At 54.9% G+C, this 16,828-nt stretch carries 30 protein-coding genes; 29 read left to right on the top strand and 1 reads right to left on the bottom strand.

Going from position 1 to position 16,828, the window contains the following annotated elements; genetic code table 11:
* Positions 1-22: 22 nt before the first annotated feature.
* The 8 genes from D9K61_RS14520 (at position 23) to D9K61_RS14485 (ending at position 4,218) form a co-directional block, all read left to right on the top strand.
* A complete protein-coding gene (locus D9K61_RS14520; protein ID WP_162946910.1) occupies positions 23-424 on the top strand; it encodes a hypothetical protein in 402 nt (133 codons plus the stop codon).
* A gap of 3 nt (positions 425-427) precedes the next feature.
* Entirely contained in the window at positions 428-658 is a 231-nt protein-coding gene (locus tag D9K61_RS14515) for a hypothetical protein (RefSeq protein WP_120633918.1), read from the top strand.
* Positions 659-1,087: 429 nt separating this feature from the next.
* Positions 1,088-1,930, top strand: a complete 843-nt coding sequence (rplB, locus tag D9K61_RS14510; protein ID WP_120633917.1) for a 50S ribosomal protein L2 — start codon at positions 1,088-1,090, stop codon at positions 1,928-1,930.
* A 3-nt stretch (positions 1,931-1,933) separates the two neighbouring features.
* Positions 1,934-2,212, top strand: coding sequence for a 30S ribosomal protein S19 (gene rpsS, locus D9K61_RS14505; RefSeq protein WP_010437056.1), 279 nt, complete (start codon positions 1,934-1,936; stop codon positions 2,210-2,212).
* A 3-nt stretch (positions 2,213-2,215) separates the two neighbouring features.
* Entirely contained in the window at positions 2,216-2,596 is a 381-nt protein-coding gene (gene rplV / locus D9K61_RS14500; RefSeq protein WP_120633916.1) for a 50S ribosomal protein L22, read from the top strand.
* Positions 2,596-3,306, top strand: coding sequence for a 30S ribosomal protein S3 (gene rpsC, locus D9K61_RS14495; protein WP_037311761.1), 711 nt, complete (start codon positions 2,596-2,598; stop codon positions 3,304-3,306). Before rplV ends, rpsC begins: the two co-directional genes overlap by 1 nt.
* Before the next feature lie 12 nt (positions 3,307-3,318).
* Positions 3,319-3,732: a 50S ribosomal protein L16 gene (rplP, locus tag D9K61_RS14490; protein ID WP_085823145.1), complete on the top strand. Its 414-nt coding sequence runs from the start codon at positions 3,319-3,321 to the stop codon at positions 3,730-3,732.
* Between the two features lie 141 nt (positions 3,733-3,873).
* Positions 3,874-4,218: a hypothetical protein gene (locus D9K61_RS14485; protein ID WP_162946909.1), complete on the top strand. Its 345-nt coding sequence runs from the start codon at positions 3,874-3,876 to the stop codon at positions 4,216-4,218.
* 248 nt (positions 4,219-4,466) lie between these two features.
* Here the strand turns inward: D9K61_RS14485 and D9K61_RS14480 are convergent, their stop codons facing one another.
* The gene (locus tag D9K61_RS14480; RefSeq protein WP_120633914.1) at positions 4,467-5,012 is read right to left on the bottom strand and encodes a peptidoglycan-binding protein; all 546 of its coding nucleotides are present in this window, start codon (positions 5,010-5,012) and stop codon (positions 4,467-4,469) included.
* 145 nt (positions 5,013-5,157) lie between these two features.
* Here D9K61_RS14480 and D9K61_RS14475 point away from each other — a divergent pair, with 145 nt between their 5' ends.
* The 21 genes from D9K61_RS14475 to rpsM all read left to right on the top strand — a co-directional run bounded on the left by D9K61_RS14475 (position 5,158) and on the right by rpsM (position 16,815).
* Positions 5,158-5,778, top strand: coding sequence for a 2OG-Fe(II) oxygenase family protein (locus D9K61_RS14475; RefSeq protein WP_120633913.1), 621 nt, complete (start codon positions 5,158-5,160; stop codon positions 5,776-5,778).
* Between the two features lie 204 nt (positions 5,779-5,982).
* Entirely contained in the window at positions 5,983-6,189 is a 207-nt protein-coding gene (locus D9K61_RS14470) for a cold-shock protein (RefSeq protein ID WP_010437077.1), read from the top strand.
* 185 nt (positions 6,190-6,374) lie between these two features.
* On the top strand, positions 6,375-6,593 hold the full coding sequence (locus D9K61_RS14465; protein WP_162946908.1) for a hypothetical protein: 219 nt from the start codon (positions 6,375-6,377) through the stop codon (positions 6,591-6,593).
* 194 nt (positions 6,594-6,787) lie between these two features.
* Complete coding sequence (gene rpmC / locus D9K61_RS14460) at positions 6,788-6,994, top strand: 50S ribosomal protein L29 (protein WP_037311745.1); 207 nt, start codon at positions 6,788-6,790, stop codon at positions 6,992-6,994.
* A gap of 4 nt (positions 6,995-6,998) precedes the next feature.
* Positions 6,999-7,229 carry a 30S ribosomal protein S17 gene (gene rpsQ / locus D9K61_RS14455; protein WP_037311742.1) on the top strand — a complete coding sequence of 77 codons (231 nt, stop codon included), beginning with the start codon at positions 6,999-7,001 and terminating at the stop codon, positions 7,227-7,229.
* 76 nt (positions 7,230-7,305) lie between these two features.
* A complete protein-coding gene (rplN, locus tag D9K61_RS14450) occupies positions 7,306-7,674 on the top strand; it encodes a 50S ribosomal protein L14 (protein WP_068340767.1) in 369 nt (122 codons plus the stop codon).
* A gap of 2 nt (positions 7,675-7,676) precedes the next feature.
* Entirely contained in the window at positions 7,677-7,988 is a 312-nt protein-coding gene (gene rplX, locus D9K61_RS14445) for a 50S ribosomal protein L24 (RefSeq protein WP_120633911.1), read from the top strand.
* Entirely contained in the window at positions 7,981-8,541 is a 561-nt protein-coding gene (gene rplE / locus D9K61_RS14440; RefSeq protein WP_120633910.1) for a 50S ribosomal protein L5, read from the top strand. Before rplX ends, rplE begins: the two co-directional genes overlap by 8 nt.
* 19 nt (positions 8,542-8,560) lie before the next feature.
* The gene (gene rpsN, locus D9K61_RS14435) at positions 8,561-8,866 is read left to right on the top strand and encodes a 30S ribosomal protein S14 (protein ID WP_010437098.1); all 306 of its coding nucleotides are present in this window, start codon (positions 8,561-8,563) and stop codon (positions 8,864-8,866) included.
* 13 nt (positions 8,867-8,879) lie between these two features.
* Positions 8,880-9,272, top strand: a complete 393-nt coding sequence (gene rpsH, locus D9K61_RS14430; RefSeq protein WP_120633909.1) for a 30S ribosomal protein S8 — start codon at positions 8,880-8,882, stop codon at positions 9,270-9,272.
* A gap of 12 nt (positions 9,273-9,284) precedes the next feature.
* Complete coding sequence (gene rplF / locus D9K61_RS14425) at positions 9,285-9,818, top strand: 50S ribosomal protein L6 (protein ID WP_120633908.1); 534 nt, start codon at positions 9,285-9,287, stop codon at positions 9,816-9,818.
* Between the two features lie 11 nt (positions 9,819-9,829).
* The gene (gene rplR, locus D9K61_RS14420; RefSeq protein ID WP_120633907.1) at positions 9,830-10,189 is read left to right on the top strand and encodes a 50S ribosomal protein L18; all 360 of its coding nucleotides are present in this window, start codon (positions 9,830-9,832) and stop codon (positions 10,187-10,189) included.
* 116 nt (positions 10,190-10,305) lie between these two features.
* Positions 10,306-10,875 (top strand): 30S ribosomal protein S5, encoded by a 570-nt coding sequence (rpsE, locus tag D9K61_RS14415; protein WP_120633993.1) that lies wholly within the window; start codon positions 10,306-10,308, stop codon positions 10,873-10,875.
* Positions 10,876-10,887: 12 nt separating this feature from the next.
* Positions 10,888-11,076 carry a 50S ribosomal protein L30 gene (rpmD, locus tag D9K61_RS14410; RefSeq protein WP_008757946.1) on the top strand — a complete coding sequence of 63 codons (189 nt, stop codon included), beginning with the start codon at positions 10,888-10,890 and terminating at the stop codon, positions 11,074-11,076.
* Positions 11,077-11,229: 153 nt separating this feature from the next.
* Positions 11,230-11,580, top strand: coding sequence for a hypothetical protein (locus tag D9K61_RS14405; protein ID WP_162946907.1), 351 nt, complete (start codon positions 11,230-11,232; stop codon positions 11,578-11,580).
* A gap of 240 nt (positions 11,581-11,820) precedes the next feature.
* On the top strand, positions 11,821-12,036 hold the full coding sequence (locus tag D9K61_RS14400; protein WP_120633905.1) for a DUF1127 domain-containing protein: 216 nt from the start codon (positions 11,821-11,823) through the stop codon (positions 12,034-12,036).
* A gap of 232 nt (positions 12,037-12,268) precedes the next feature.
* Positions 12,269-12,742 carry a 50S ribosomal protein L15 gene (gene rplO, locus D9K61_RS14395; RefSeq protein WP_120633904.1) on the top strand — a complete coding sequence of 158 codons (474 nt, stop codon included), beginning with the start codon at positions 12,269-12,271 and terminating at the stop codon, positions 12,740-12,742.
* A 109-nt stretch (positions 12,743-12,851) separates the two neighbouring features.
* Positions 12,852-14,216 carry a preprotein translocase subunit SecY gene (gene secY / locus D9K61_RS14390; protein ID WP_120633903.1) on the top strand — a complete coding sequence of 455 codons (1,365 nt, stop codon included), beginning with the start codon at positions 12,852-12,854 and terminating at the stop codon, positions 14,214-14,216.
* On the top strand, positions 14,213-14,875 hold the full coding sequence (locus D9K61_RS14385) for an adenylate kinase (RefSeq protein ID WP_120633902.1): 663 nt from the start codon (positions 14,213-14,215) through the stop codon (positions 14,873-14,875). The genes secY and D9K61_RS14385 overlap by 4 nt, the downstream gene beginning before the upstream one ends.
* A gap of 127 nt (positions 14,876-15,002) precedes the next feature.
* Positions 15,003-16,166 (top strand): glycosyltransferase family 87 protein, encoded by a 1,164-nt coding sequence (locus D9K61_RS14380; RefSeq protein ID WP_120633901.1) that lies wholly within the window; start codon positions 15,003-15,005, stop codon positions 16,164-16,166.
* 280 nt (positions 16,167-16,446) lie between these two features.
* Entirely contained in the window at positions 16,447-16,815 is a 369-nt protein-coding gene (gene rpsM, locus D9K61_RS14375; protein WP_120633900.1) for a 30S ribosomal protein S13, read from the top strand.
* Positions 16,816-16,828 lie beyond the last annotated feature (13 nt).

Genomic DNA, 16,828 nt, shown 5'->3' with positions numbered 1-16,828 from the left:
CCTCTGATCGGACCTGTCTTTGGTGAGAGACAAATGGGAGCAACTGTTCTTCGGTCTCGTTGGCCTAGTGTTGCTTTTCTTTAGCTTTAGCCGTCTCTGGGCGGAAGATCTGGCGGGGGCGTCGGCCACTTTCGCGATGGCCTTTTTTAGCTTTATCTATTCAAACATAGCGAGGTTTAAACGCTTCAAGGGACTGGGATTTGAAGCTGAGCTTTGGGAGGACAAGCAAAAAGAAGCGGAACAGCTTATTGACCGTTTAAAGTCGGTTGTCTCTGTCTACACGAGAGAAGTTGTATTGCAGCGTGTACTGCAAGGGAGGCTTTCCGATGGTTCAAAGTGGCAAGACAATTGGGCACTCTATGATGACCTCGTTAGTAAGCATAACGAACTTGGGCAAAAGATTGACTTTTCTGATCTGAAGTAAAAGATGGATAGCATCTTTCTGTTCGATATCGTTGCACAGCTTTACAAGGTGGTTCGCGAGCCAATTTTGAAAGGTCATAGCCAAGCAAGGGACGCGATCGGAAAAGAATTCGGATCGCCGATTACAGATATTGAAGGTCATAGGGAAAAGCATAAACAGTTAACAGAGATTCAAGTTGATTTGAGAGGGCTTTCCAAAATCTCTGAGAATGGTGATGTGGGCTCTATGTTCTGAACTGGGCTCAAACCGCTCAAGCAAAATTAAAAGATGACTTCAATATCTCAGTCGAGTTGCCCCAAGCTGAAATAATGAAGTTGGAAGAGGTGTCGAAGTTGTACGAAAAGGGACCTATTCAGGCAACGGACGAGCTTATTTCTCTAGCCAACTACAACTAACCGCTGACTTGATAAGTGGTCATGCGTTTGAGAGACATATATGTCTACTTGAGGCATTCGTTAAGAGCCGCCCAAAGTACCTCTGCTATTACCTATAGACACCCATCCCCAACACAGCTATATGCACCCAATCTTACGGCCTCGGATTCGTTCCGGGGCTTATGATATTTGAAACCGGGGACCTTCGGGGCCCTATACCCTTGGCACCTACGGGGGCCTATCACATAGCGGGGATGACCCCGCACTTGCTAAACGGAAGACAGAAAGCATGGCACTCAAGTCGTACAAGCCGACGACGCCGGGCCAGCGCGGGCTGGTGCTGATCGACCGTTCGGAGCTTTGGAAAGGACGTCCGGTCAAGTCTCTCACTGAGGGTTTGACCAAATCGGGCGGCCGGAACAACACCGGACGGATCACTTCACGCCGCCGCGGCGGTGGCGCAAAGCGTCTCTACCGGATCGTTGACTTCAAACGGAACAAATTTGATGTCGCGGCAACCGTTGAACGGATCGAATATGACCCGAACCGGACCGCATTCATCGCACTGGTAAAATACGAAGACGGCGAGCAGGCATATATCCTGGCTCCGCAGCGTCTGGCTGTTGGTGACAAAGTCGTGGCATCCGCCAAGGCCGACATCAAGCCGGGCAACGCAATGCCGTTCTCGGGCATGCCAATCGGTACCATCGTCCACAACATCGAGATGAAGCCTGGCAAAGGCGGTCAGATCGCACGTGCGGCTGGTACTTACGCTCAGTTCGTTGGCCGTGATGGCGGCTACGCTCAGATCCGTCTGAGCTCGGGCGAGCTGCGCATGGTCCGTCAGGAATGCATGGCCACCATCGGTGCCGTGTCCAACCCCGACAACAGCAACCAGAACCTCGGTAAAGCCGGTCGTATGCGCCACAAGGGCGTGCGTCCGTCGGTTCGTGGTGTTGCCATGAACCCGATCGATCACCCGCACGGTGGCGGTGAAGGTCGGACCTCGGGTGGCCGTACGCCGGTTACGCCTTGGGGTAAGGACACCAAGGGTAAGCGTACCCGCAACAAAAACAAAGCGTCCCAGAAGCTGATCATCCGCTCGCGGCACGCCAAGAAGAAGGGACGTTAATCTATGTCTCGCTCTGTTTGGAAGGGTCCTTTCGTCGATGCTTATGTGCTGAAAAAAGCCGAAGCAGCGCGCGAGTCGGGCCGCAACGAAGTTATCAAAATCTGGTCGCGTCGTTCCACCATTCTGCCCCAGTTCGTGGGTCTGACTTTTGGTGTGTACAACGGCCACAAGCATATCCCCGTCAACGTCTCGGAAGACATGATCGGTCAGAAGTTCGGTGAGTACTCGCCAACTCGGACTTATTACGGTCACGCCGCTGACAAAAAAGCGAAACGGAAGTAAGTCATGGGCAAGGAAAAGAACCCCCGCCGCGTGGCCGAAAACGAAGCAATGGCGAAAACGCGCATGCTCCGTACCAGCCCGCAAAAACTGAACCTGGTTGCACAGATGATCCGTGGCAAGAAAGTCGAGAAGGCGTTGACCGACCTGACGTTCTCGAACAAGCGGATCGCGCAGGATGTGAAGAAATGCCTTCAGTCCGCAATCGCCAACGCCGAGAACAACCACAACCTGGACGTCGACGAGCTGATCGTTGCCGAAGCATGGGTTGGCAAGAACTTGGTCATGAAGCGCGGTCGCCCGCGTGCACGTGGTCGGTTCGGCAAGATTATGAAGCCGTTCTCGGAGATCACCATCAAGGTGCGTCAAGTTGAGGAGCAAGCCTAATGGGACATAAAGTCAATCCGATCGGCATGCGCCTTCAGGTGAACCGCACCTGGGACAGCCGCTGGTATGCAGATACCAAGGACTACGGTGATCTTCTGCTGGAAGATCTGAAGATCCGTGAGTTCATCAACAAAGAGTGCAAGCAAGCCGGCATCGCCCGTGTGATTATCGAACGTCCGCACAAAAAGTGCCGCGTCACGATCCACACAGCACGTCCGGGTGTCATCATCGGCAAGAAAGGCGCAGACATTGAAGTACTGCGCAAGAAAATCGCCCTGATGACAGACAGCGAACTGCACCTGAACATCGTCGAAGTGCGCAAGCCCGAGCTTGACGCACAGCTGGTTGCCGAGTCCATCGCTCAGCAGCTGGAGCGCCGGGTTTCGTTCCGTCGCGCGATGAAGCGGTCTGTTCAGAACGCTATGCGCATGGGATCTCTGGGTATCCGGGTGAACGTCGCTGGCCGTCTGGGTGGCGCTGAAATCGCACGGACCGAGTGGTACCGCGAAGGCCGTGTGCCTCTGCACACGCTGCGCGCCGACATCGATTACGCACAAGCCGAAGCGATGACTCCTTATGGGATCATCGGGATCAAGGTCTGGATCTTCAAAGGTGAGATCATGGAGCACGATCCGCAGGCACGTGACCGTAAAGCACAGGAACTCCAGGACGGCCCTGCACCTCGTGGTGCTGGTGGCGGTCGTCGCTAAGGAGGGAAAGATATGCTTCAACCAAAGCGTACTAAATTCCGCAAGATGCACAAAGGCCGGATCAAGGGTGAAGCCAAAGGCGGCTCTGATCTGAACTTTGGCACCTACGGTCTGAAAGCTCTCGAACCTGAGCGTGTAACTGCACGCCAGATCGAAGCCGCACGTCGTGCCATGACGCGTCACATGAAACGTCAAGGTCGTGTCTGGATCCGCATCTTCCCCGACACTCCGGTCACTGCAAAGCCGATCGAAGTTCGTATGGGTAAAGGTAAGGGCTCGGTCGACCGTTGGGCTTGCAAGGTCAAGCCCGGTCGCGTGATGTTCGAAATTGACGGCGTCAATGACGACATCGCCCGCGAAGCGCTGCGTCTGGCCGCGATGAAGCTGCCGATCAAGACCCGCGTCGTCGTTCGCGAAGACTGGTAAGCAGCTGGGGGTAACCCTGTTCGCTACAAGATTGACCCCGTCGGGAAACCGGCGGGTTTTTTTTGTTTGAAAAACGCTTGGATGGTAGCCACTTAAAGCTTACTCAAAAACTGACCTGATACTTCCGAGAATGCATAACGTATGTCACTAGGTACACTCGTAGCGGTTATTGCAATTTACGGTATGGTGCCGTTGGTCGGGATAGGTCTGAGTTTCTTTGCACGCAGCAAGGCCTTGACGCTGTTCTTGCGCTACGGCGGCCTTTATTTTGGTGTGGTGCTAAACTTGGGTTGGTTGTTTGAGGCCGACTGTGCGCTCGACGATTTTTGGTATTCCCGGTGCAGTACAATTCCACAAGTTGTCGCTGACACCTATAGCCATACGATCTTTCTTAACATGGTTCTGTATCTACTCTGGGCGCCATTGATCCTCATTTTGCTACTGCTATGGGAGCTAAGGGTTCGAAAACTGAGCGACCGCTCTTAAACGACTAGAAGATTTGTTGACCACAATCGGCGCTGCGAATTTGTCTGTCGTAGACCGTAGCAGTTTTGGCGAAGAACAAAAATCATGTCCCGGACTAAGTCGTTTTTCATTACCCGTCTCTGATCTCGCGGACCTTTCAGAATTCGATCTCAGAATCGAACCAGAAAGATGGAAGTAAACTTGGGGCAACCCCTGTCTGATGAAGTTCAAACCCCCGTCGAGATACCGACGGGGGTTTTCCTTATGGGTTACGAGAACCAGCCTTTGACTTTACCCCAAACGGATTTTTCCTCTGGGACTTCGACTGCTGTTCCGGCGACGGCTGTGCTGCCTTTGAATTCTGGCAATGCTTCGCTTTCGAAATGGGCTTCGTCCGGTTGAACGGCGGCCATTTGAACCGTCTCGGCAGTCATCTCTGCAAAGCTGCCCATTTTGGCCAGTGTTTCCGGCCCGGCCATGCCGTCAGCATCCAGACCGTTTGCAGTCTGAAACTCCTTAACGGCAGCGGCAGTTCCGGCTCCAAATATCCCATCGGCACCGATCCCGAGGCCTTCTTGGAGTTTCTTAACGGCCACGCCGCGTGTGCCCTGACGCAATAGGACCAGTTCATGCAGCCCGAGCGCTGAAAACGTGTCAGGGCCTGCGATGCCATCAACCGCCAGCCCGGCAGATTTCTGGAAATCCCGAACCGCTTGTTCAGTACCAGAGCCGAATATGCCGTCGGCGCCAACTCCAAGCTTTTCCTGCAGCCGTTTTACCGGCGCACCGGTAAGGCCTCTCTTCAAAATGGACATTTGGATTCTCTCACTGTTTGAACTGGGCCTAACGTGCCCCTACACATCAAAGCTAGCAGATGACCAATCCCACATCGCAGGGGAAAGTTGGCGAGAAGATAACCCGCCCTCGCATCTACTTAAAAGCTGGGGTATGAGGACGCCTATGCCAAAGATTGAATCACTTTTTGTCACCCGCCTTTATCGCGCTGCTCTGTCCGAATTCGATCCCAAGATCGACCCGGAAGAGCTCGAGAGCTCATGCCTTGTCATTGCCGAAGATGATGAGGCCGGGCAGGAGTGGTGTGAAGAAAACGGCTATCCCGGCTACACAAGCTATGCTTCGTTGACGGATCTGCCCTGGCGGTTTCCGATCTTCGCGGATTTGGTCAAGGTTCTGGACCAGCACGTTGCCGCCTTTGCCAAGGATCTGGAGTTTGATCTGGGTGAGGGCGAGTTGAAGCTTGAGGATCTGTGGATCAACATTCTGCCCGAGGGCGGGATGCATGCCAGCCACATCCACCCGCACAGCGTGATCTCGGGCACGACTTATGTGTCGATGCCAAAGGACACCAGCGCGCTGAAGTTGGAAGATCCCCGTTCAGCCCGCATGATGGCCGCTCCGGTGCGGCAGAAAGAAGCGCGACGTGAGATGCAGCCGTTCATCTATGTGAAACCCGAGGTGGGCGACGTCCTGCTTTGGGAGAGCTGGCTGCGTCACGAGGTGCCGATGAATATGGCTGAGGATGAGCGGATCAGCGTCAGCTTTAACTACAAGTGGGACTAACGCCATCGCCTATTGCGATCACGATTCAAAGTAATATGCGAATATTCCTTGCAATGTGTCGCAACATCAACGATGTGGGGCACGCTTACGTTTTTCTTTTTCGACCACTGTCTCCCGATTCTCGGCGTTCAGTCTCTCGATCCAGACCGACAATGCCGCGCTGTCGCAATTCCGCGGACAGCAACTTATTAGGAGACTACGGATATGGCCAATGGCACCGTAAAATGGTTCAACACAACTAAAGGTTTTGGCTTCATCGCACCGGAGACCGGTGGCAAAGACGTGTTTGTACACATCTCTGCTGTCGAGCGCTCGGGTCTGACCGGCCTGGCCGACGACCAGAAAGTAACATTCGACATCGAGCCCGGCCGTGACGGTCGTGAGTCGGCTGTGAACATCGCTCTGGCGTAAGTCACTCAGACTTTGACAGTTGAAGACGCGGTCTCGTGTAAACGAGGCCGCGTTTTGCGTTTGTGGAATATGGTGCCAACATTGCGATTGACCACAGGGCAACACACAGATGGAGATCGCTATGAAGGATTTGATCGGTGTTAGCTTTAACTACTAGTGGGATAAACCCATGCGTCAGTCAGGCCATGGAAACTGCTGCTCCAGTATTTTGGGGAGGCATGTTGGTGCTGTTTTTGCTGTTACTTCATCGAACGGGATGGAACGTGAGGGAGAGCATTCTGGCGATCGTAGGATTGCGCGGAATGCGAAACATCACCCCAGCTGAAATTGTTGTTATGGCGGTGACGTTTTGCGCAACGTTTTATGTGATGTTTCAAGCTATAGAAGCCTGCAAGCAGATATAACTTTCACTTAGTTAGTTTGCCTGTATTCCGATGCACTAAACTTTCCCTTGCCACCCATCCCCGAACCCCCTATAGAGCGGCATCTTGCGTGTCCCCCGGCCGAGTCGGGGGATTCGTATGTCTATCATTCATCCACCAGGTCAAAGGTGACCCTGTAAGGGGCCTTCTGGTGTTTTGAGCAAAGGAAAAAGGCGATGAACGCCCAAGAACTGCGTGACAAGACCCCGGACCAGCTCCGCGAGGAACTGGCCAACCTGAAGAAAGAAAGCTTTAACCTGCGCTTTCAACAGGCAACCGGTCAGCTGGAAAGCACCGCCGGCATCAAAGCGGCCCGCCGCAATGCTGCCCGTGTCAAAACCATTCTGAACGAAAAGGCCGCTGCTGCGGCATCGGAGGAGTAATCCTATGCCCAAGCGTATCCTGTCCGGCACCGTAACAAGCGATGCCAACGCCCAAACTGTAACCGTTTCCGTCGAGCGCCGCTTTACGCATCCGGTTCTGAAGAAAACCATTCGTAAGTCCAAGAAATACCGGGCTCACGATGAAAAGAACGCCTTCAAGGTCGGCGACACAGTCCGCATCATCGAATGCGCGCCGAAATCGAAGACGAAACGTTGGGAAGTTCTGGAAGCTTAAGCTTTCAGGATTTTTCCATTTGTCGAAACCCTGGGGGATTTAACCAGACCAGCCCCCACAGGTCGGGAGAAACCACATGATCCAGATGCAGACCAATCTGGATGTCGCTGACAACTCCGGCGCACGCCGAGTTCAGTGCATCAAGGTCCTGGGTGGTTCCAAGCGTAAATACGCCTCCGTAGGTGACGTTATCGTCGTCTCGGTGAAGGAAGCCATCCCGCGCGGCCGCGTAAAGAAAGGTGACGTCCGTAAAGCCGTCGTCGTGCGCACCGCCAAAGAAGTCCGTCGCGAAGACGGCACAGCGATCCGTTTTGATCGCAACGCCGCCGTCATCCTGAACAACAACAACGAGCCGATCGGTACCCGTATCTTTGGCCCCGTTGTTCGCGAATTGCGTGGCAAGAACTTCATGAAAATCATCTCGCTCGCTCCGGAGGTGCTGTAATCATGGCTGCTAAACTCCGCAAAGGCGACAAGGTCGTCGTGCTGGCCGGTAAGGACAAGGGTAAAGAGGGGACTATCACCTCGGTTGACCCATCTGCCGGTAAAGCTGTCGTTGATGGCGTGAACATCGCGATCCGCCACACCCGCCAGACCCAGAACAATCAGGGCGGTCGTCTGCCTCAGGCAAACCCGATCGAACTGTCGAACCTGGCTCTGCTGGACAAAAACGGTAAAGCAACCCGCGTTGGCTTCCGCATGGAAGGCGACAAGAAGGTACGCTTCGCCAAGACCACGGGGGACGTGATCGATGCTTGATACTGCAAACTACACCCCGCGTCTGAAAGCTCAGTACGCTGAAACTATCCGTGCCGCTCTGAAAGAAGAGTTCGGCTACGAGAACGACATGCAGCTGCCCAAGCTGGAAAAAATCGTTCTGAACATCGGTTGTGGTGCAGAAGCTGTTCGTGATTCCAAGAAAGCCAAAGCGGCTGTTGCGGATCTGACGGCGATTGCAGGTCAGCAGGCTGTTGCGACACTGGCGAAAAAGTCGATCGCGGGCTTCCGCGTCCGTGAAGACATGCCGCTGGGTGCCAAGGTAACCCTGCGCGGTGACCGGATGTACGAATTCCTGGATCGTCTGATCACCATCGCGATGCCACGTATTCGTGACTTCCGCGGTGTGAAGCCGTCTTTTGATGGTCAGGGCAACTTTGCCATGGGCATGAAAGAGCACATCGTGTTCCCGGAAATCGACTTCGATAAAGTCGATGAGGTCTGGGGCCTGGATATCGTAATTGCCACCACAGCGAAAACCGACGCTGAAGGCAAGGCACTGTTGAAAGCTTTCAACATGCCGTTCAACGCCTGAGCGCCGGGAGGATTAAGACATGGCTAAAAAAGCAATGATCGAACGCGAAAAGAAGCGCGAGCGCCTGGTGGCCAAATATGCCGCAAAGCGTGCCGAGCTCAAAGAGATCGCGAATGACGAAAGCAAGCCGATGGAAGAGCGTTTCAAAGCGCGTCTGAAACTGGCGAAATTGCCGCGCAACAGCTCGGCAACCCGTCTTCACAACCGCTGCCAGCTCACCGGCCGTCCCCACGCTTACTACCGTAAGCTGAAGGTCAGCCGTATTGCGCTGCGCGAGCTGGGTTCTGCAGGTCAGATCCCCGGCATGGTGAAATCGAGCTGGTAAGGGAGAGAATGATATGAACGATCCTATCGGCGATATGCTCACCCGCATCCGCAACGCACAAATGCGTGGCAAGTCCACCGTATCCACCCCGGCTTCCAAGCTGCGTGGTTGGGTCCTGGACGTGCTGGCGGACGAAGGTTACATCCGTGGCTATGAAGCGACGACCGGCAACAACGGTCATCCGGCCATCGAAATCAGCCTGAAATACTACGAAGGCACTCCTGTTATTCGCGAACTGAAGCGGGTCTCGAAACCCGGTCGTCGCGTTTACATGGGCGTCAATGACATCCCGCAGGTCCGTCAGGGTCTGGGTGTGTCGATTGTCAGCACTCCGAAAGGTGTGATGTCGGACCAGAACGCACGCACCAACAATGTTGGTGGCGAAGTGCTCTGCACCGTCTTCTAAGGAGGTCTGTCAATGTCTCGTATTGGTAAACGTCCGGTCGAACTGCCCAGCGGTGTAACCGCATCGGTTTCCGGCCAGACCATCGAAGTTAAAGGCCCGAAAGGCGCCCGCAGTTTCACCGCGACCGACGATGTTACGCTGTCGGTCGAAGATAACGTGGTTACAATCAACCCTCGCGGTATGTCCAAGCGCGCGCGCCAGCAGTGGGGCATGAGCCGCACGATGGTCGCCAACTTGGTGGCCGGTGTGACCGAAGGCTTCAAGAAAGAGCTGGAGATCCAGGGTGTTGGTTACCGGGCTCAGATGCAGGGCAACACCCTGAAGCTGAACTTGGGCTACAGCCACGACGTTGATTTCGTTGCTCCGGAAGGTGTCACCATCACCGCACCGAAGCAGACTGTGATCATTGTGGAAGGAAACGACCAGCAGCAGGTGGGCGAAGTAGCGGCGAAAATCCGCGACTGGCGCCGTCCCGAGCCCTACAAGGGCAAAGGCATCCGCTACAAGGGTGAGTTCATCTTCCGCAAAGAAGGCAAGAAGAAGTAAGGACGCAAACAATGGCAAACAGCAAAAGAACCCTGTTTCTGAAGCGCCGCCTGCGCGTTCGGAACAAACTTCGCAAGGTCAACGCGGGTCGTCCGCGTTTGTCCGTACACCGTTCGAACAAGAACATTTCTGTTCAACTGATCGACGACGTACGCGGCGTGACTCTGGCCTCGGCCTCGACCCTGGAAAAGGATCTGGGTGTTGTTGGCAAGAACAACGTCGAAGCGGCCACCAAAGTGGGCGTGGCCATCGCCGAACGTGCCAAGAAGGCAGGTGTCGAAGAGGCCTATTTCGATCGTGGTGGCTTCCTGTTCCACGGCAAAGTGAAGGCTGTCGCCGACGCTGCGCGTGAAGGTGGTCTGAAGATCTAAAACCTGAGGGTGGCCAGTCGGCCACCCCGATGATCCAGGAGCCCCGGCATCAGTCGGGGCTCACTTGGATTGAACAAACGGCGTTGATGGCGCCACTAGAGAAAAGGGATGCCAAAATGGCAGAACGTGATAACCGCCGGGGCCGTGGTCGTGACCGCGACGAAACTCCGGAATTCGCAGATCGTCTGGTTGCGATCAACCGTGTGTCGAAAACCGTAAAAGGTGGTAAGCGCTTTGGCTTCGCCGCTCTGGTAGTTGTCGGCGACCAGAAGGGCCGCGTCGGCTTTGGCAAGGGTAAAGCGAAAGAAGTACCCGAGGCCATCCGTAAGGCGACTGAACAAGCCAAGCGTCAGATGATCCGCGTGCAGCTGCGCGAAGGTCGGACCCTGCACCACGATATGGAAGGCCGTCACGGCGCCGGTAAAGTGGTTATGCGCACAGCACCTGAAGGTACCGGTATCATCGCCGGTGGTCCGATGCGTGCCGTGTTCGAAATGCTGGGTGTCAAGGACGTTGTGTCCAAGTCGCTGGGCTCTCAGAACCCGTACAACATGATCCGCGCAACCATCAACGGCCTGACCAAAGAGCAGAGCCCGCGTTCGGTCGCACAGCGTCGCGGCAAAAAGGTTGCTGACATCCTGCCCAAGCGGGACGAAGCACCAGCTGCTGCTGAAGCAGAAGCATAAGGAGAGCACGTTATGGCAAAAACCATCGTCGTCAAGCAGATCGGCTCCCCGATCCGCCGCCCCGCCGAACAGCGCGCAACCCTGATCGGTCTGGGCCTGAACAAGATGCACAAAACCCGTGAGTTGGAAGATACGCCTTCGGTCCGCGGCATGGTCAACAAGATCCCGCATCTGGTAGAGATCATCGAAGAACGCGGCTAAGCGCGATATCTTTGAAGAAATAGAAACGCCCTCGACGTCGTCGGGGGCGTTTTTTTTGGTTAGGAGATATGGCCAAGGGGAAATGGCTGAAACGCCTGTTGTATCGAGAGTTGCCCCATGCATACTCAGCCATGAGTTGAGGGAGATTTGATATTGAAGAATTTATTTTTGATGTTGTCCTTTGCCATGATTGGCATTGCGGCATCTGCGTGCAGACCTGAAAACGTACTGGGTTACGAGTCTGAACCCACGACACAAGGTTATACGGAGCCTTTCGTATCCGGTCTGAAAGTCGGCGATCCTTACCCAACGCAGGAAGAGGTTTGCGTGAGGATTAAGAAGAACAACGCCACAAGTGATCTGGTTGAGGCCGGATATTTTCTCATTGGTTGCCCGAAGCATGAAAAGGGCGCAATCGAAGATCGGATGTCGGAGGGTGCCAAAGTCGTTGCACATTCCAAGCATTGGACGCTGCTTCAGGTGTCAGATGGCACCAATCTCTGACGCTGTGTGGTGTTTGCGTTAGCGGCTTTGCGATCGACAGCATCAACGACCTGCTCGCCGGGTTTCGTTAGACTTTCCTAGTCAAGGCGGGGTTTGCGCTGCCATTCCCCGCATGCATACCGGTTAGACCAAAACGCGTGTTGTTAGCGGTAGCTCTCACGCCTATCTCAGCCTTGTCCGAATAAGGAACAAACAAGTGACATCGGGGAATACGCCCCGACATTCGAAAGGAATAGAGATATGGCACACACAGCAACACTGACACATGGCGGCTTCAACCTGAGCGCCCGTTTTGCAAACCTGATCGAGCGCGTAAAAGAAAACCGCGCCCGGGCGAGCGAATACACCCGCACCTACACCGAACTCAACCGTATGAGCACACGCGAGCTGGACGATATCGGTGTCCGCCGTTGCGACATCGCAGACATCGCGCGCGAGCACGCATATTGCGCGTAAATCAGCCCGGCTGATTCACGAACTTTGAGGCGCCGCACGGCGCCTCTTTTGTGTTTAGGTGTTCTGATCACAAAATTGCGGCTACCAAGCCATGCGATACAAGAAACCTTGCAACCATGGGCACAAGGCTGTATCGGGCTCCGGTGGCATCGTGTCCACGAGAATCAAAACCAAGAAATGCCGTGGTTGACCCATTACGCTTCGGGGTCACATCCGGCTTAGGAGAAGCGAAATGAAACTGAATGAATTGCGCGACAACCCAGGCGCCACCAAACAACGCACGCGTGTTGGCCGCGGACCCGGTTCCGGCAAAGGTAAAATGGGTGGCCGTGGTATCAAGGGTCAGAAATCCCGTTCGGGTGTGGCCATCAATGGCTACGAAGGCGGCCAGATGCCACTGTACCAGCGCCTGCCAAAGCGTGGCTTTAACAAGCCGAACCGCAAGGAATTTGCTGTTATCAACCTGGGCCTGATCCAGAAATTTGTCGAAGCCGGCAAGCTGGACGCCAAAGCTGCGATCACCGAGGATGCATTGGTTGCTTCTGGCCTGGTGCGCCGCAAACTGGACGGCATCCGCGTTCTGGCCAAAGGCGAAATCAGCGCGAAAGTGAACTTGGAAGTCACCGGTGCTTCGAAAGCTGCTGTTGAAGCGGTCGAGAATGCGGGCGGATCACTTGCGGTCACAAAAGCTGCTGCGGCAGAGTAAGCGCTTGTGAGCGGGCCAAGACCCGCTTACATAGTCCTCAGAGTTTTCCAAGACGCCGCCCGAGCCGGAAAACGGTTCCGGGCGGTGTTTGCATAAGAGAGACCGATTTATGGTATCAGCAGCTGAACAAATGGCAGCCAACACTAGCTGGGCTGCTTTGGGCAAAGCCACCGATTTGCGCAACCGCATCCTGTTCACGCTCGCTTTGCTGATCGTCTATCGTCTGGGCACCTTTATTCCGGTGCCAGGCATTGATGGTCAGGCGCTGCGCGAGTTTATGGAACAAGCGGGGCAGGGCATCGGTGGCATGGTTTCGATGTTTACCGGTGGGGCGTTGGGTCGGATGGGTATCTTTGCCCTTGGCATCATGCCTTACATTTCGGCCTCGATCATCGTGCAGCTGCTGACATCCATGGTTCCCGCGCTTGAACAACTCAAGAAAGAGGGCGAGCAGGGCCGCAAGAAGATCAACCAATATACCCGTTTCGGTACTGTGGCGCTGGCCACGGTTCAGGCCTATGGTCTGGCGGTTTCGCTGGAATCCGGCGATCTGGCAACCGATCCTGGCCTCTATTTCCGCATGTCCACCATGATTACGTTGGTTGGCGGCACCATGTTCCTGATGTGGCTGGGTGAACAGATCACCGCGCGCGGCATCGGCAATGGTATCTCTCTGATCATCTTCGTCGGCATTATCGCCGAGGTTCCTGCCGCTCTGGCGCAGTTCTTCGCGTCGGGCCGTTCAGGTGCAATCAGCCCTGCAGTGATCGTCGGCGTTATCATTATGGTCATCGCAGTGATCACCTTCGTGGTGTTCATGGAGCGTGCATTGCGCAAGGTTCATATCCAGTATCCGCGTCGACAGGCGGGTATGAAGGTCTATGAAGGCGGTTCGAGCCACTTGCCAGTCAAGGTCAACCCGGCGGGCGTTATCCCCGCGATCTTTGCAAGTTCGTTGCTGCTGTTGCCTGTGACGATCTCAACCTTTTCGTCAGGCGCTGCGAACGGACCGGTGATGTCCTGGCTGCTGGCCAACTTTGGCCCCGGACAGCCGCTGTATCTGCTGTTCTTCGCTTCGATGATCGTGTTCTTTGCGTACTTCTATACGTTCAACGTGTCGTTCAAGCCGGATGATGTTGCAGATAACCTGAAAAAGCAGAACGGTTTTGTTCCCGGCATTCGCCCTGGCAAGAAAACTGCCGAGTATTTGGAATATGTGGTCAACCGCGTGCTGGTTCTGGGCTCGGCCTATCTGGCGGCGGTCTGCCTGCTGCCGGAAATCCTGCGCGGTCAATTCGCCATTCCGTTTTACTTCGGCGGCACCTCGGTTCTGATTATCGTCTCAGTGACCATGGACACGATCCAGCAGGTTCAGAGCCATCTGTTGGCGCATCAATACGAAGGTCTTATCGAAAAGTCCCAACTGCGCGGCAAAAGCAAGAAACGCGGCAGGAAGGGACCCTCTCGTCGATGAACATCATACTTTTGGGCCCCCCAGGGGCAGGCAAAGGCACGCAAGCGCGGCACTTGGTTGATACCCGCAACATGGTGCAGCTGAGCACCGGCGACATGCTGCGAGAGGCCAAGGACAGCGGCACAGAGATGGGCAAGCGCGTGGCCGAAGTGATGGCCAAAGGCGAACTCGTCACCGACGAGATTGTGATCGGGCTGATCCGCGAAAAGCTGGAGCAAGGCGCCGGCGGTGGGTTCATCTTTGACGGCTTCCCACGCACTTTGGCTCAGGCGGACGCTTTGGGTGAGTTGCTGAACAGCACGGGCGAGAGCCTGGACGTTGTGATCGAGATGGAAGTTGATGACGCGGCGCTGGTTCAGCGCATCACGGCCCGCTCGACATGCGCCGGTTGCGGTGAGGTCTATAACGACATGACCAAACCCATCCCTGCAGACGGGCACTGCACCAATTGCGGCAAGGAAAACGAATTCAAACGTCGGGCCGACGACAACGAAGAAAGCCTGCGCACCCGTTTGATGGAATACTACAAGAAGACCTCTCCTCTGATTGGCTACTACTATGCCAATGGGCAGCTCTCGAAGATCAATGGTCTGGGCGAGATTGAGGAGGTTCAGGGTGCGATCTCTGATGTGTTGGCGGCAGTGAAATCTAACGGCTGACAAGAAAATCGAAGCTACGCCCACCTGAGCGCCGCATCTGAAAGGCGGGGTTGGTCGTTACGATAGGTCGCATTTCGGGCTGAAGTCGGTATCCATTCTTCCAGAATACGTTCGAACGGTGTTTGAAATGGTTCGGTGCAACAAGTACCTCTTCTTCACCTTGGTCAGCCTGCTCGGTTGTGCTGTGTTGGTCCTGTATTTTGTAACGACGCAAAACGGCTATGACTTTGGCGATCATGTTGTCGGTCGGGATTTTCTGAACACCCATACCGGTGGCATACTCATCTCGGAAGGTCGCTGGGATATCCTGTTTCAGCCCAACGACTATTGGGCGGAGATCAAGAAGTTACATGGAGCGGACTATCCAGTGCACGGATGGTCCTATCCCCCGTTATTGTGGCCAGTTTCGCAGTTTCTTGCGCTTTTCTCTTATTTCCCCGCTTACTTGATCTGGACATTGTCCGGAATGGGCCTCGTTTTTGTGGCGACTCGTATATGTGGGCTCAAATGGTTTTGGGGGGTGTTTATATGCCTCTCGCCTGCCAGCGTCTGGAACATAGTTGCGGGTCAGAACGGTTTTTTTATCTCATCCCTGATGACGACCGCAGTCGCATTGACGCTAAATAAGCGGAGCGTTGGCGCTGGTTTGATCTGGGCGATGGTCGCCGTAAAACCGCACCTGGGTCTTTGCGTTCTGCCGATGTTGGTCGCCCAGCGCCGTTTCAAGGTGATTGCATGGGGTGCGGTTTTTCTTGTCGGTGCAATCGCGGCCACGGTGTTTGTCTACGGTGTTGAGGTGTGGCAGTTGTTTCTGGCCGTGACGTCAAAGGCGCAAGTCCACGTCATTGAAACGTGGGAGGGACCCGTCCAATGGATGATGCCAAGCTCATTCATGCAAGGGCGTCTTTGGGATTTTGGGACCGGTCAATCCTATTTGTTTCATGTTGCGTTCGCGTCGATTTGCCTCGTCTTGCTCATCCTGCGCTGGCCTGGCCGAAGCCAGAGCCAAAGCCACTGGGTTCTCTGGCTGGTGTTGGGTACTCTGCTGCTTTTGCCGTACAGCTTTGTTTATGACCTGGTCATGTTGCAATTTGCAGCGGCGTTGTGGTTTGAGGGCGACCATCACCTGCTTTCCGGGCGCTTTCGGCAACGGGAGCCCGTTGTGATTGCAGTCGTTTGGCTATTGCCTCTATTAAGCGCATTGGGCGCGCTTGCTTTCAGGGTTCAATTGGCGCCATTTGTCCTGCTGTTCGTGCTCTATCATCTACCTCGGACGCGGGTGGAGCCGTAAGAATTTCACCACTGGAGGACAGAAGAAGTGCGTTGGTTTTAGGCGTTAAAAAAGGTGACCAAAGGTCTTGTTGCGCATAATCTGAGCACTTCCTCTTGACGGCTATGGCGTTTACCCCTAACCAGCGCTATCTCAGCGGAGAAGCGATTCCTTGGTCCGGATTTTTTCCGCCTTGAATCGCCATCTGAATCAGCTGCAGCTCGTCGCTTTGCGCTTCGGGCCTATGTTGTGAAAAAAGGTTCCGGAGCTACGGAACCGCAACAAAAAAGGAAAGTGACACGTGGCACGTATTGCCGGCGTAAACATCCCGACTGCAAAGCGGGTACCTATCGCCCTCACATATATTACCGGTATCGGCAACACCTCGGCGCAGGCCATCTGCGAAGCCGTAGGCATCGACGCATCGCGTCGTGTCAATGAACTGTCGGATGCCGAAGTTCTGGCCATCCGCGAGCACATCGACGCGAACTTCACCGTTGAAGGTGACCTGCGTCGTGAAGTTCAGATGAACGTCAAGCGCCTGATGGATCTGGGCTGCTATCGCGGTCTGCGCCATCGTCGTAACCTGCCCGTTCGCGGTCAGCGTACTCACACCAACGCTCGTACTCGCAAAGGCCCCGCAAAGGCCATTGCCGGTAAAAAGAAATAAGGGGGGTCTGACT

This window comes from Ruegeria sp. EL01 (assembly GCF_900313035.1).
Lineage (GTDB): Bacteria > Pseudomonadota > Alphaproteobacteria > Rhodobacterales > Rhodobacteraceae > Ruegeria.
The sequence above is the reverse complement of the archived record's forward strand: the minus strand, read 5'-3'. Positions and strand labels throughout refer to the sequence as shown.